The sequence below is a fragment of the Massilia sp. genome, assembly GCF_031995545.1.
Classification (GTDB): Bacteria; Pseudomonadota; Gammaproteobacteria; order Burkholderiales; family Burkholderiaceae_D; genus Telluria.
The window spans coordinates 1-14,210 of sequence record NZ_DAMAGA010000065.1; the positions used below are offsets into that span (position 1 = coordinate 1).

The 14,210-nt window shown below is 66.2% G+C and carries 10 protein-coding genes and 1 pseudogene; 8 read left to right on the top strand and 3 right to left on the bottom strand.

Annotation, left to right across the window (positions count from 1 at the left end; translation table 11 throughout):
- Positions 1-128 precede the first annotated feature (128 nt).
- Entirely contained in the window at positions 129-2,426 is a 2,298-nt protein-coding gene (locus RTQ83_RS23550; protein ID WP_312520288.1) for an ATP-binding protein, read from the bottom strand.
- A gap of 358 nt (positions 2,427-2,784) precedes the next feature.
- Between RTQ83_RS23550 and RTQ83_RS23555 the strand changes: the two are divergent.
- The 6 genes and pseudogenes from RTQ83_RS23555 to yddG all read left to right on the top strand — a co-directional run bounded on the left by RTQ83_RS23555 (position 2,785) and on the right by yddG (position 11,535).
- Positions 2,785-3,632 (top strand): annotated as a pseudogene (locus RTQ83_RS23555) (alpha/beta fold hydrolase).
- A 506-nt stretch (positions 3,633-4,138) separates the two neighbouring features.
- Entirely contained in the window at positions 4,139-5,359 is a 1,221-nt protein-coding gene (locus RTQ83_RS23560) for an efflux RND transporter periplasmic adaptor subunit (RefSeq protein ID WP_312520291.1), read from the top strand.
- Between the two features lie 6 nt (positions 5,360-5,365).
- On the top strand, positions 5,366-8,524 hold the full coding sequence (locus RTQ83_RS23565) for an efflux RND transporter permease subunit (RefSeq protein WP_312520294.1): 3,159 nt from the start codon (positions 5,366-5,368) through the stop codon (positions 8,522-8,524).
- 7 nt (positions 8,525-8,531) lie between these two features.
- Entirely contained in the window at positions 8,532-9,212 is a 681-nt protein-coding gene (locus RTQ83_RS23570; protein ID WP_312520297.1) for a response regulator transcription factor, read from the top strand.
- Between the two features lie 65 nt (positions 9,213-9,277).
- The gene (locus RTQ83_RS23575) at positions 9,278-10,648 is read left to right on the top strand and encodes an ATP-binding protein (protein WP_312520300.1); all 1,371 of its coding nucleotides are present in this window, start codon (positions 9,278-9,280) and stop codon (positions 10,646-10,648) included.
- Positions 10,645-11,535 (top strand): aromatic amino acid DMT transporter YddG, encoded by an 891-nt coding sequence (gene yddG, locus RTQ83_RS23580; RefSeq protein WP_312520302.1) that lies wholly within the window; start codon positions 10,645-10,647, stop codon positions 11,533-11,535. Before RTQ83_RS23575 ends, yddG begins: the two co-directional genes overlap by 4 nt.
- Here yddG and RTQ83_RS23585 read toward each other — a convergent pair whose 3' ends face one another.
- The gene (locus RTQ83_RS23585; RefSeq protein ID WP_312520304.1) at positions 11,536-12,429 is read right to left on the bottom strand and encodes a LysR family transcriptional regulator; all 894 of its coding nucleotides are present in this window, start codon (positions 12,427-12,429) and stop codon (positions 11,536-11,538) included. It abuts the gene before it with no gap.
- A gap of 104 nt (positions 12,430-12,533) precedes the next feature.
- On the opposite strand from RTQ83_RS23585, the gene RTQ83_RS23590 reads away from it, so the two are divergent.
- Both RTQ83_RS23590 and RTQ83_RS23595 read left to right on the top strand, forming a co-directional pair.
- Entirely contained in the window at positions 12,534-13,007 is a 474-nt protein-coding gene (locus RTQ83_RS23590; protein WP_312520306.1) for a cupin domain-containing protein, read from the top strand.
- Positions 12,985-13,755: a carboxymuconolactone decarboxylase family protein gene (locus RTQ83_RS23595; RefSeq protein WP_409456149.1), complete on the top strand. Its 771-nt coding sequence runs from the start codon at positions 12,985-12,987 to the stop codon at positions 13,753-13,755. Before RTQ83_RS23590 ends, RTQ83_RS23595 begins: the two co-directional genes overlap by 23 nt.
- A gap of 9 nt (positions 13,756-13,764) precedes the next feature.
- Here the strand turns inward: RTQ83_RS23595 and RTQ83_RS23600 are convergent.
- Positions 13,765-14,210, bottom strand: a 446-nt coding sequence (locus RTQ83_RS23600) for a methyl-accepting chemotaxis protein (protein WP_312520308.1), incomplete at its 5' end; no start/stop codon positions are given.

Sequence of the window (14,210 nt, forward strand, 5' to 3'; positions counted from 1 at the left end):
TCCACTTGATCAAAAAAGCTGTCCGACTAAACGGGGTCAGTTCACTTCGCGGGAATGACTGTTTTTGGGTCAGCGGTCAGAAGAAGCGAATATGTCGGTCGGCCCGCTATCCCATGCCGTCCATCGATTCACACCTGCGGCGGCAAATCCACATGAAACACCGTCCCGCCCCCTGCCCGGTCCTCGAACCACAACTCCCCGCCATGCTCGACCACGATCTGGCGGCTGATCGCCAGCCCCAGCCCTGAACTGGTCTTGCGGTCGGCCCCGGCATCGGCCTGGGCGAAGCGCTGGAAGATGCGCTCGCGGAAAGCCGCCGGAATGCCCGGCCCGCGATCGGCCACGCTGATGCGCAGTCCCTGCCCGTGGCGCGCCAGCGTGACTTCGACCGCGCTGTGCGGCGGCGCATACTTGACCGCGTTCGACACCAGGTTCATCAAGACCTGGGTGATGCGGTCGTGGTCGACGCAGGCGAACTCGGCTTCCAGCCCCGGCGCACAGCCGCTGTGCAGGCCGACGTGGCTGTCCTGGGCCTGGCCGCGCATCGCGCACACGGCATCCTCCAGGATCGGATACAGCGCCTGCGGGCGCGGATGGGCCGACAGCCGGCCCGATTCGATCTTTTCCACGTCCAGCATGTCGCCCACCAGGCGCACAAGGCGCTCGCAATGACGGTGGGCAATGTCGACCAGTTCCTGCATCTCGCCATCGATCGGCCCCGCCGCCCCGTTGCGCAGCAGGCCCAGCGAGGCGCGCATCGAGGTCAGCGGCGTGCGCAGCTCGTGCGAGACGGTGGCCACCAGCTCGTTCTTCATCTGGTCCACGCGTTTGCGCAGCGAAATATCGTGCAGGAAGATGCTGAAGAAGGTGCGCTCGCCGATGCCGGCGATGCCGGCCGTCATCTCGATCGCGAACTCCTCGCCGTCGCGTTTCACCACGGTGCGCTCGACACGCCGGTTCAGCGCCCCGGTGTGGCCGGTGGCCCGGAATTCGCGGATCGCGCGCCGCAGCGAGTCGTGATAGCGCTGCGGCAACACCAGCTCGGCCAGCGGGCGCCCGATCGCTTCATGGCGGCGCCAGCCGAACATGCGCTCGGCCTGGGTGTTCCAATCGGTGATGATGCCGTCCAGGTCCATGCCGATGAAGGCGTCGTGGGCGGTCTCGATGATGGTATTGATGTGCTGGGCGTTCTGCTGCACCGTGGCCAGCGCCGTGGCCAGCTCGTGGGTGCGCTCATGTACGCGCTGCTCGAGCGTGCGGTTGAGCTCTTCCAGCTCGCGGCTGCGGCCCAGCATTTCGCCGAGCAGCATGTTGAGGGCACTGGCCAGGCTGCGCACCTCGTCATAGGCACGGTCGTCCGGCACCAGCGGCGCGACCTGGCCGCCGCGGATTTGGTCGGCATATTCCTGCAAACTCTTGATCGGATGCGTGATCCAATTCGCCACCAGGGCGCCGGCGATAGAGAACAGTACCGCTAGGGCGACACCGGTCCAGAGCGCGTACTGGCCGAGGCGGTGCACCGGCTCATAGGCATTGTCGGCTTCCTGGCGCAGGAGCACGGTCCAGCCCAGGCCCGGATAATCCGAGTAGCCCGCGGTCTGGCTGTAGCCGACCAGGTATTCCTTTGCATCTTTGCCATGGCCCCATTTTTCGACGACATACCCGATGCCACGGCCGCCACGCGCCTGGCGCAGGCTGAGGGTGTCGATGGTCTCGCCCTGAAGCCCCTTCGGGCCCAGCAGCACCATGCCGCGCGCGTCGACGATCAGGGCGTCCACCGCGCGGCCTGCCTGCAGCGGCTGGATCACCGAGCGTTCGACGTCGCGTGCCCATTGCCAGGACAGATGGGTTCCCAGCACGCCGCGCGGCTTGCCGTCAGCGCCTTCGATCGGGAAGGCGACGTCGACGAAGCGCAGCGGCTCGCCGGTGGGCGCCGGCAGCAGCTTGGCCAGCAGCGCGGCCTCGTGCACGTCGCCGATGTGGTTGCCCTTCAGCGCGTTGACGAACCAGGGCCGGGCCGACACGTCGGCGCCCTGTAGCAGGCCGCGCGCCGACACCTGCACCTTGCCGTCCAGGCCGGCTACGCCAAGCCAGCTGTAGTAGCCGTAGCTGCGGTGGGCGTCGTCCAGCATGCGGCGCCTGGATTCGAACGTGGCTTCCGGGCCGAGGTCGGCGAAGCGGCGCGCCAGCAGGTTGACCTCGCGGTAGCGCTCGTACATGCCGCGGTCGAGTTTGTCGGCTGCCTGCTGGGCCAGCTCGCCCAGGCCGAAACCGATACTCTGGGCCACGTGCTCGCGCGCCTGGTTCTGCACCAGCACGACCAGCACGATGGTGAGGATGGCGCACAGGGCCGAAGTAGCGAGCGCCATGTAGCCGGCCAGGCCGCGCGGAAGCAGGCGATGGGGCAATGTTCTGACGGTCTGCATACGTGGAAACTAGATTTGCAGAAATGTGTGATGGCTCAATTCTACGTGAATAGTTTCCGTACGAGAACTTCGCACGTCGTCTGTTTACCACAGTTACGCAAAAACACGTAACCAGGACATGTCACTGCTTGCCGCTGGCTCCCTATCCGATCGACACACCATTGACCGTACCGGCACTGCATGCGCTTCGTTGATGAACAATCGACCATGCCCGGAACCGTTGCCGGGCTGCGTGAGCGCTGGTGACCGGCGCAGGCTCGCGCCCGTCCGGCCGCTGCGCCACGGCCCGTGTTCAACAAAAGGAAGCATGATGGCCAACGATATCGGTTCCGGAATCGCCGCCCAGGCAGCCGGAAACATGCGCCGCAACGCCGGCACCTTCACTACCCGCGACGGCGTGGAAATTTACTTCAAGGATTGGGGCCGCGGCCGGCCGGTGGTGTTCTGCCACGGCTGGCCGTTGGGTGCCGACAGCTGGGAGTCGCAGATGTTTCACATGGCTAACAACGGCATGCGCGCGGTGGCACACGACCGGCGCGGCCACATGCGGTCGAGCCAGCCGTGGGACGGCAACGACATGGACCATTACGCCGACGACCTGGCTCAGCTGATCGAACTGCTCGACCTCGATGACGTGTTCCTGATCGGCTTTCGACCGGCGGCGGCGAGGTGGCGCGCTATGTCGGCCGCCACGGTACCGGCCGCATCGCCCGGCTGGCCCTGATCGGCGCGGTGCCGCCGCTGATGGTGCAGCGGCCGGAAAATCCCGGCGGGCTGCCGCGCGCGGTATTCGACGACCTGCGCGCCCAGCAGGAAGCCAACCGTGCCCAGCTGTTTCTGGATGTGCCGTCGGGTCCGTTCTATGGCTTCAACCGGCCTGGCGCGACGCCATCACCGGGCCTGATCCAATCGTGGTTCCTGCAAGGAATGTTGGGCGGCCACAAGAATACCTACGATTCGATCGCAGCATTTTCCGAAACCAATTTCCGTGAAGACTTGAAAAAATTCGACAAGCCGACCCTGATCATTCACGGCGACGACGATCAGGTGGTGCCGATCGATGTCGGCGGCCGTGCGTCCGCCAGGTTGATCAAAGGAGCGACGCTGATCGAGCACAAGGGCGCGCCGCATGGGCTGACCGAGACCCACAAGGCGCGCGTGAACGCCGATCTGCTGGCGTTTGCGCGGGGAGAAAGTGTCGGATAAACAAGGGGTTGCAAAGACGCGGTCGCACTTGCGACCGCTTCTTCAGAGGTACTGTGCATTCATGCACAATACTATCGCTCATCCTTATGACGACATAGAAATCGACTATAGCTCAGCCATATAGGCGGCTTTATGGAAAAAGCTATCGCTCATCCATACTAGGATAAAAAGCGAAACCTATTGCTCAGCCATATGGCGCGTTGTAGCAATGTTGCAGCGCACAATCTACATGCCTGAGATTTATCCCGAACGATATTCGGAATGCTTTACAGCATGATCAGAATCTCAAATATTAACAAAACTAAATTAACAAACATAAATAAATTCTTGATGTTGCAAGGGTGCCGCACGCCGCCGACCAACGGGCAGACACCGCTCGAACAGCTGAGCTCATGCTCAACATTAACGAAAATTAATCAATCTCTCACCCCCTTTTAAGCTGGCGACGGGCATAGTCCAAGGTAGGGAAGAATACGTTCTCAACCTCGCAACCCGGACTCCACTACATGCCCTCGACTACCCTTCCGCGCCGCCGCTCGCTGGCCGCCGGCGCCGCCCTTGCCGCGCTGCTGCTGACCGCCTGCGGTTCCGATCCGAAACCCGCCGCCCCGGCCGTTCCCGAAGTCAGCGTGCTGACCATGCGCCCGTCCAACGTGCCGCTGAACATCGAGTTACCCGGACGCACATCGCCGTTTCTGCTGGCCGAGGTGCGGGCGCGGGTCGACGGCATCGTGCAGGAGCGCCGTTTCGTCGAAGGCGCGGACGTGCGCAAGGGCCAGCAGCTGTACCTGATCGACCCGGCGCCCTACCGCACCGTCCTGGCCAGCGCCGAAGCCCAGCTGCAGCGGGCCCAGGCCACGCTGCGCAGCAACGCCGCCCTTCTCAACCGCAACCGGGTGCTGGTGCGCGAGAACGCGGTCAGCAAGCAGGAGTTCGAAAACGCCGAGGCGGCCCAGCTCGAGGCCGCGGCCGAAGTCGCCGCCGCCAAGGCCGCGGTGGAAAGCGCGCGCATCAACCTCGGCTACACCAGCGTGACCGCCCCGATCACCGGACGCAGCAGCGTGTCGGCCGTGACCCAGGGCGCCTACGTCCAGGGCGGCTCGGCCACCCTGTTGACCACCATCCAGCAGATCGATCCGATGTACGTCGACCTGCAGCAGTCCAGCGTCGAGGGCCTGGCCCTGCGCCGCGAAATCGCGTCCGGGCGCCTGCGCGTGGACGGCAACAATGCCGCCAAGGTCACCCTCAGGCTGGAAGACGGCAGCACCTATACCCGCACCGGCACGCTGGAATACAACGGCGTCACGGTCGACCAGGCCACCGGCTCGGTGACGCTGCGCGCGCGCATCCCGAACCCCGACAATTTGCTGCTGCCCGGCATGTTCGTACGCGCCAGCGTCAGCCAGGGCGTGCGCCAGGACGTGATGCGCGTGCCGGCCCCGGCCGTGACGCGCACGCCCCAGGGCGGGGCCACCGTGATGCTGGTCGGGCCCGACAACAAGGCGGTGCTGCGCACCATCCAGACCGAGGCCCTGGTCGACGGCCACTGGCTGGTGAGCGAAGGTCTGAAGGAAGGCGAGCGCCTGATCGTCAGCGGCGCCCAGAAACTCCGGGCCGGCACAGTGGTCAAGGTACGTGCGGCAGCTGCGCCGGAGAACGCTGCTCCAGCGTCACCTGCTGCGCCGGCCGCCACCGCTGCTGCTGCTCTACCCAAGCAACAGGGATAAGCCGCGATGCCAAAGTTTTTCATCCAGCGTCCGATCTTCGCGATCGTGATCTCGCTCCTCATCATGCTGATCGGCGGCATCGCCTTGTGGAAGATGCCGATCGAACAGTATCCGCCGGTCACGCCACCGTCGGTCCAGATCCAGGCCACCTTCCCGGGCGCCTCGGCCGAGACCATGCAGAACACCGTGATCCAGGTGATCGAGCAGCAGATGACGGCGATCGACAACCTGCTGTACATGCAGTCGACCAGCGACGATACCGGCCGCTCGACCACCACCCTGACCTTTGCCGCCGGCACCGATCCTGACATTGCGCAGGTGCAAGTGCAGAACAAGCTGCAGACGGCGGTGCCTCGCCTGCCGAGCGAAGTGCAGCAGTCGGGCCTGCAGGTGACCAAGTCGACCTCGGACTTCCTGATGGTGGCCGCCTTCTTGTCGGACGACAACAGCATGACCAAGTTCGACATCGCCAACTACGTGGCCTCGAACATCCAGGATCCGCTCAGCCGCATTCCCGGCGTGGGCAGCATGAACCTGTTCGGCACCCAGTACGCAATGCGCATCTGGCTCGACCCGGTCAAGCTGACCAGCTTCGCCCTCACCCCGCTCGACGTCACCGAAGCGATCCGGGCCCAGAACGTGCAGATCTCGGGCGGCCAGCTGGGCGGCCTGCCGGCGGTGCAAGGCCAGACCCTGAGTGCCACCATCAACCAGGCCACGCTGCTGCGCACGCCCGAGGAATTCGGCCGCATCCTGCTGAAAGTCCAGCCGGACGGCTCCAGCGTACGCATCCGCGACGTGGCGCGGGTCGCGCTCGGCCCCGAGAACTACAACGTCGACGTGCGCATCAACGGCAAGTCGGCCTCGGGCCTGGGCATCCAGCTGGGGCCGAACGCCAACGCCCTGGAAACCGCCGAGCGCGTGCGCGCGCGCCTCGACGAGCTGGCCGAGTTCTTCCCGCCCGGCCTGCGCACCGTGTACCCGAACGACGTCACGCCCTTCATCGAGGAATCGATCAGCGGCGTGGTGCACACGCTGATCGAGGGCATCGTGCTGGTGTTCCTGGTGATGTACCTGTTCCTGCAGAATTTCCGCGCCACCTTGATTCCATCGATCACGGTGCCGGTGGTGCTGCTCGGCACCTTCGGCATCATGGCCGCGCTCGGATTTACGGTGAACACGCTGTCGATGTTCGGCCTGGTGCTGTCGATTGGCCTGCTGGTCGACGATGCCATCGTGGTGGTCGAGAACGTCGAGCGCGTCATGCACGAAGACGGTTTGCCGCCGAAGGAAGCGACGATCAAGGCTATGAGCCAGATCACCAGCGCCTTGGTCGGCGTGGCGCTGGTGCTGTCGGCGGTGTTTGTGCCGGTGGCGTTTTCCAGCGGCACCGTGGGCGCCATCTACCGCGAATTCTCGCTCACGGTGGTGGCCTCGATGCTGCTGTCGGCCTTCATCGCCCTGACCCTGACCCCGGCGCTGTGCGCCACGATGCTGAAACCGGTCGACCCGAACCACCACGAAAAGAAAGGTTTCTTCGGCTGGTTCAACGGTGCCTTCGACCGCACCCGCGACCGCTACCTCGGCGGCGTGCAGCGCATCCTGGGCCGGCGCGGCCTGTGGATGGTGGTGTACGTGGTGACGATCGGTATCGTCGCGGCCCTGTTCCTGCGCCTGCCGACCGGCTTCCTGCCCAAGGAAGACCAGGGCTATATGTTCGTCCAGGTCCAGACCGCGCCTGGCAGCACCCAGGAAACCACCGGCAAGGTGCTGGAGGAAATTAGCCAGTACCTGCTGAACGACGAAAAAGCGATGGTCGAAGCCACCTTCATGACCAACGGCGCCTCGCAGCCGCAGCGCGGCCAGAACCAGGGCCGCCTGTTCGTGCGCCTGCGTCCGTGGGATGAGCGCAAGGACGACAAGCTGAGCGTGTCCGCCCTCGCTCAGCGCATCACCACGCGCTACGCCGACTACCAGGGCGCCGTGATCAACACGGTCGAGCCGCCCGCGATCCGCGGCCTGGGTTCGGCCACCGGCTTCAACCTGCAGCTGCAGGACCGCGGCGGCCTCGGCCACGAGGCCCTGGCCCAGGCGCGCGACCAGTTGCTGGAGCTGGCCCGCAAGGAGCCCAAGCTGCAGCGCGTGCGTTTCTCGGGCCAGTCCGACAACGCTACCTACAAGGTCGACATCGATCGCGAAAAGGCGGCCGCGCTGGGCGTCGACCTGACCGAGGTCGACCAGACCTTCTCGACGGTCTGGGGCTCGCGCTATATCAACAACTTCCTCGACACCGACAACCGCATCAAGCGTGTATATGTGCAGGGCGACGCCCAGTTCAGGATGAACCCGGAAGACATCCGCCACCTGTACGCCCGCAACAACGATGGCACCATGGTGCCGTTCTCGAGCTTCGCCACCGCGCGCTGGTCGTGGGGTTCGCCGGCGATGTCGCGCTACAACGGCATCGAGTCGGCCGAGATCCAGGGCCAGCCGGCCCCGGGCTACAGTACCGGCGAAGCGATGGCGATCATGGAACGCCTGGTCGGCGAGCTGCCGCAAGGCATCGGCTACGAGTGGAGCGGCATCTCGCTGCAGGAATCCCAGGCCGGGGCCCAGGCGCCGCTGCTGTACGCGCTGTCGATCCTGGTGGTGTTCCTGTGCCTGGCGGCGCTGTACGAAAGCTGGGCGATCCCGATCTCGGTGATCATGGTGGTGCCGATCGGCCTGTTGGGCGCGCTGGGCGCGGCCACCGCCTTCGGCATGGAAAACGACGTGTTCTTCCAGGTCGGCCTGTTGACCACCATCGGCCTGTCGGCCAAGAACGCGATCCTGATCGTCGAATTCGCGCGCGAGCTGCAGATGGAAGGCATGGGCGTGGTGGAAGCGGCGCTGGAAGCGTCCAAGGTGCGACTGCGTCCGATCATCATGACCTCGATGGCCTTCGTGCTGGGCGTGACGCCGCTGGCGATCTCCAGCGGCGCCGGCTCCGGCAGCCAGAACGCACTCGGCATCGGCGTGATCGGCGGCATGATGACGGCAACCTTCCTCGCCACCTTCATGATTCCGCTGTTCTATGTGATCATCGCCGGCCGCAGCAAGCCGCCGGTGGCGCACGACGAGGAAGACGCGGCGCCGGCGCAGGAAAAACAGCCGGCACTGCATTGAGGATCCCGTGAAACTGTTACTGGTCGAAGACAACGAGCGCGTGGCGCGCTTCGTCACCAAGGGCTTGAGCGAAGCCGGCCACACGGTGCATCACGCCGACAACGGCCGCGACGGCATGGTGCACGCCGTCAGCGAGCCGTACGACGCGATCGTGATGGACCGCATGCTGCCCGGCGGCATCGACGGCCTGGCGATCATCGAAGCCCTGCGCCGGCAGGGCAACCGGGTGCCGATCCTGATCCTGTCGGCACTCGACGGCGTGGACGACCGCATCCGCGGTCTGCGCGCCGGCGGCGACGACTATCTGACGAAGCCGTTCGCCTTCGGCGAGCTGCTGGCGCGGCTGGACGCCTTGCTGCGCCGTTCGCAGGCGCAGGCGGTGGAAACCGTCATGACGCTCGGCGATTTAACTGTCGACATGCTGGCGCACCGCGTCACCCGCGCCGGCAAGCCGGTGGCACTTCAGCCGCGCGAATTCAAGCTGCTGGTGTATCTGCTGCGTCACGCCAACCAGGTCGTGACGCGTACCATGCTGCTGGAAAATGTTTGGGACTATCATTTCGACCCGCAAACGAATGTCATCGACGTCCACATCAGCAAGCTGCGCCAGAAGATCGACGCCGGCTTCGGCACGACGCTGTTGCGCACCGTGCGCAACGCCGGCTACATGCTGACCGACCAGCCATGAGTCCGGGTTTCGAGACCGGCGTGGGAGCTTCCGCTTCCACTCCGCATTCCGCACAGAAGCCACTCGTGTCGCGCCTGCTGCGCCTGCCCGGCTTTTCGGCGCGCACCATCGCCATCGGCTACGCCATCGTCACCCTGCTGGCGCTGGGCATGTTCGCGGCGCCGCTGTGGTACGTGTGGCATACCAATATCCAGCAGGTGCGCACCGAGCTGATCCGTGCGGACGCGCACCACCTGTCCAACCTGTTCGCGCGCCAGGGCCCGCCGGCACTGGCCGCCGCCATCGACAGCCAGGTGCACGGCGTCAACGACGGCGTGCGCAAGATCATGCTGTTCATGGCGCCGGACGGCACCCGTCTGGCCGGCAACCTGCCCGAATGGCCCGAAGGCGTCCCCGGCCGCGACGGCCTGTGCCAGGTGACGATCCGGGTCGACGGCGTCGAGCGCAACGTCGAGCTGGTGCGCACCACGCTGGAAGACGGCTACCTGCTGCTGGTGGCCAGCAACCTCGACCGGTTCCAGAAGCTGGAACGGCTGTTCGCTTACGGCCTGCTCGGCTGCGCCCTGGCGGTGCTGCTCAGTGCGGCGCTGGGCGGTGTCTTGATAAGACGCGCGCTGCTGGCGCGGGTGCAGTCGATCAGCCAGACCAGCGCTTCGATCATCGAAGGCAAGCTGTCGCACCGCCTGCTCGAGCCGCACGACGGCGACGAACTGCAGCAGCTGACCCGCACCGTGAACCGCATGCTGGACCAGATCGAGCACCTGGTGACCGGGGTGCAGGACGTCTCGAACGCGATCGCGCACGACCTGCGCACGCCGCTGTCCGAACTGCGCGCACGGCTGGAAGAACTGTCGGTGGGACGGCCGTCGAGCGAGGAAACCTTCGCCGAGATCGACGCCGCCATCGACGATGTCGACCGCGTGATGGGCATCTTCAACGCCCTGCTGAGACTAAGCGAAATCGACAGCGGCAGCCGCCGCGGCGGCTTTGTCGCGGTCGACCTGGCGGCGCTCAGCGCCGAGGTCACCGAGTTCTATGCGCCGGTGGCCGAGCTGAAGGAAATCTCAATCGGTTTCGACGGTCCCGCCAGCCTGCCGACCGTGGGCGATCCGGTACTGCTGGCCCAGGCGCTCGGCAATATGGTCGACAACGCGCTGAAGTACGCGCCCGTGCGCGGCGCGATCGCGATCCGGGCGCGCCGCGTCGATGCCCAGACGGTCGAGATCGTGGTGGCCGACAACGGCCCCGGCATCCCGGCGCACGAGCGCACCCGCGTGATCGAGCGCTTCTACCGGGTCGATGTCAGCCGCGGCACGCCGGGCGTGGGCCTCGGCCTGAGCGTGGTGTCGGCAGTAGCGCGCCTGCACGGCGGCGCGCTGGTGCTCGAAGACAATCATCCAGGCCTGCGTGCGACGCTGCGGCTGACCACGGCATGAATTCCGGCATAAGTACCGGCAAAGCCACCCTGGTTGGCCTGCTGGCCATCCTGTTCTGGAGTTCAATCGTCGGCCTGATCCGCGGCGTCAGTGCCAGCCTCGGCGCGACCGGCGGCGCCGCCCTGATCTATACCGTGGCGTCGCTGCTTCTACTGGCAACCGTCGGTCCGACCCGCGTGCGCGCCATGCCGCGCCGCTATCTGGTCTGGGGCAGCGTGCTGTTCGTCGCCTACGAGATGTGCCTGGCGCTGTCGATCGGCTATGCCCACACCAACCGCCAGGCGATCGAGGTCGGCATGGTCAACTACCTGTGGCCGGCGATGACGATGGTGTTCGCGATCCTGTTCAATGGCCAGCGGGCGCGCTGGACCATCGTGCCCGGCCTGGTGCTGGCCATCGGCGGCATCTGCTGGGTGCTGGGCGGCGACGCCGGTCTGGAGCTGGCGGCGATGGCGGCCAATGTGCAGGACAATCCGCTCAGCTATGGACTGGCGTTTGCCGGCACCCTGATCTGGGCCAGCTACTGCACCATTACCGCCAAGTATGCCGAAGGCAAGAACGGCGTGACGCTGTTCTTCATGCTGACCGCGCTGGCGCTGTGGATCAAGTACCTGGTCGTCGGCGGCGAGGCCATGCGCTTCAGCGCGCAGGCCCTCATCTATCTGGCGCTGGCGGCGGCGGCGATGGGCTTCGGCTACGCGGCCTGGAACGTCGGCATCCTGCACGGCAATATGACGATCCTGGCCGGTGCCTCCTACTTCATCCCGGTGCTGTCGGCCGGCCTGGCGGCGCTGGTGCTGGACACGCCGCTGTCGCTCGCTTTCTGGCAGGGCGCGGCGCTGGTGTGCGCCGGTTCGATCCTGTGCTGGCTGGCCACCCGGCGCTGATTATTTCGCCGGCCAGCGCAGCGCATCGACCAGCAGTGAAAACGCCGGCGAGGCGTGGCGCCGGCTCGGGTAGTACACGTGATAGCCGGGAAAGGTCGGCGACCAGTCGGCCAGCACCTGGGTCAGGCGGCCGGCATCGATGTGTTCCTGCACCATGTCGGCCGGCAGCAGCGCCACGCCCATGCCGTCGAGCGCGGCGCGCAGGCGCGGCGTGGTGCTGTTGAAGGTCAGCTGGCCGTCGACGCGCACGTTCAGCGCTTCGCCATCCTTGTCGAATTCCCAGGCATACAGGCCGCCATGCGTCGGCAGGCGCAGGTTGATGCAGTTGTGGCGCACCAGCTCGTGCGGCGTGGCCGGTGCCGGGTGCCCGGCGAAATAAGCCGGGGCGCCGACCACCAGCATGCGCAGGTCGTCACTGATGCGCACCGCTATCATGTCCTTGGCCACCTGGTCGCCCAGGCGCACGCCCAGGTCGTAGCGTTCGGCCACGATGTCGCTCAGGCCGTAGTCGATCGTCAGCTCGACCTTGATGTCGGGATAGGTGGCGAGGAAGGGTTTGAGTTTCGGCCACAGCACGCAGTTGGCCGCGTGTTCGGCGGTCGTGATGCGGATGGTGCCGGCCGGCTTGTCGCGGAATTCTCCCAGCGCCGCCAGCTCGGCCTCGATGCCGTCCACGTGCGGCGCCACCGTCTGCATCAGCCGCAGGCCGGCCTCGGTCGGCGCCACGCTGCGCGTGGTGCGGGTCAGCAGGCGAATGCCGAGGCGCGCTTCCAGGTTACGCACCGTGTGGCTCAGGGCCGATTGCGAGACGCCGAGCTGGGCCGCGGCGCGCGTGAAACTGCCCTCGCGCGCTACTGTCAGAAAGGCGATCAGGTCGTTGAAGTCGCGGCGCATTCATGAATCCGTTTCATAAGGACATGCGATGTTAGCAGCTTACTGCGTTAATCGTGCGCACCTAGAATGGTTCCATTCACATCACGACTTCAAAGGAACCCCACATGAAAGACGCCATCACCCACGCCCTGGCCACGGCCGCATTGCTGGCCGCCGGCGGCGCCGACGCCGCCGAAGCGCAGCAGATCGAGCGCGCCGGCGCCAAGAAAACCAGCACCGGTCCCGAGAGCTACTTCACCGGCCAGGTCAAGGTCGAGACGCTGTGGCCGAACAACGAGCGCATCCAGGCTTCTGGCGCCTACGTCACCTTCGAGCCGGGCGCGCGCTCGGCCTGGCACACGCATCCGTCGGGCCAGCGCCTGCTGGTCACCGATGGCACCGGCCTGGTCCAGGAATGGGGCAAGCCGGTCCAGGAAATCCACGCCGGCGACACCGTCTGGTGCCCGCCCGGCGTCAAGCACTGGCACGGCGCGGCGCCGGGTACCCGCATGACCCACCTGGCGGTCACCGGTATGGCCGACGGCAAGGGCGTCGAATGGCTGGAAAAGGTCAGCGATGAACAATACAACGCACGCTGAGCGCCGGCGCGCCGCCGGGCTGGCCGTGGCGTTGGCCATGGTCAGCGCCCTCGCCTGTGCGCCGGCCCAGGCGCAATCGACATCGAAGGAGCAATCAGCAATGAATCAGCAAAACGCCGCTCTGTCGGCACGCCAGCAAGCCATGGGGCCGATCGCCGCCCTGGCCGCCACCGGCGACATCAAGCGCCTTGGCCCGGCCCTCGAACAGGGACTGGACGCCGGCCTCACCGTCAACGAAGCGAAAGAGATCCTGGTCCAGGTGTATGCCTACGCCGGTTTCCCGCGCAGCCTGAACGCGCTCGGCGAATTGATGAAGGTAGTCGAGGCGCGCCGTGCACGCGGCGTGGCCGATCCGGAAGGACGGGCACCGAGCCATCCCGCGCCGACGGGCGACGCCCTGCTGACGGCCGGCACCGCCAACCAGACCAAGTTGTCGGGAGCGCCGGTCAAGGGCCCGCTGTTCGAGTTCGCCCCAAGCATCGACGCCTATCTGAAGACCCACCTGTTCGGCGACATCTTCGAGCGCGACAACCTCGATTGGCAGAGCCGCGAGATCGCGACCGTGAGCATGCTGGCGGCGCTGGAAGGCGTCGAATCGCAGCTGAAATCGCACGTCAAGATCGCCCTCAACACCGGGCTATCGCGTGGGCAGCTGGAGCAGTTGGCCGACGTGCTGGCGCAGCGCGTCGGCGCGGATGCCGGACGGCGCGCGCAGGCCGCCGTGGCCGAAGGGACTGGCGCGAAGTAAGCCGCTACCTTACTGCCGTTCCAGCGCCAGCGGGCGGCGCGCCTCCACCTGGGCGCCGGCCTTGGCGCCGGCCAGCTTGAACACGCTCACCACGCCGGCCAGGCTGCTCGCCTGCGAACGCAGCGAGGCCGAAGCAGCCGCCGCTTCTTCGACCAGGGCGGCATTCTGCTGCATGGTGCCGTCCATGTCCGCGATGGCGTCATTGATGCGGTTCAGGCCGGCCTGCTGGGCGTCTCCAGCCTGCGCGATCTCGCCGATGATGTCGGTCACGCGCTTGACGCTGGTGACGATCTCCTGCATCGTGCTGCCCGCTTCGCCGACCAGCATGCCGCCGGCTGCCACGGTGGCCACCGAATCGTCGATCAGCGCCTTGACGTCCTTGGCCGCCGCCGCCGAGCGCTGCGCCAGACTGCGCACTTCGGCCGCCACCACCGCAAAGCCCCTGCCCTGCTCGC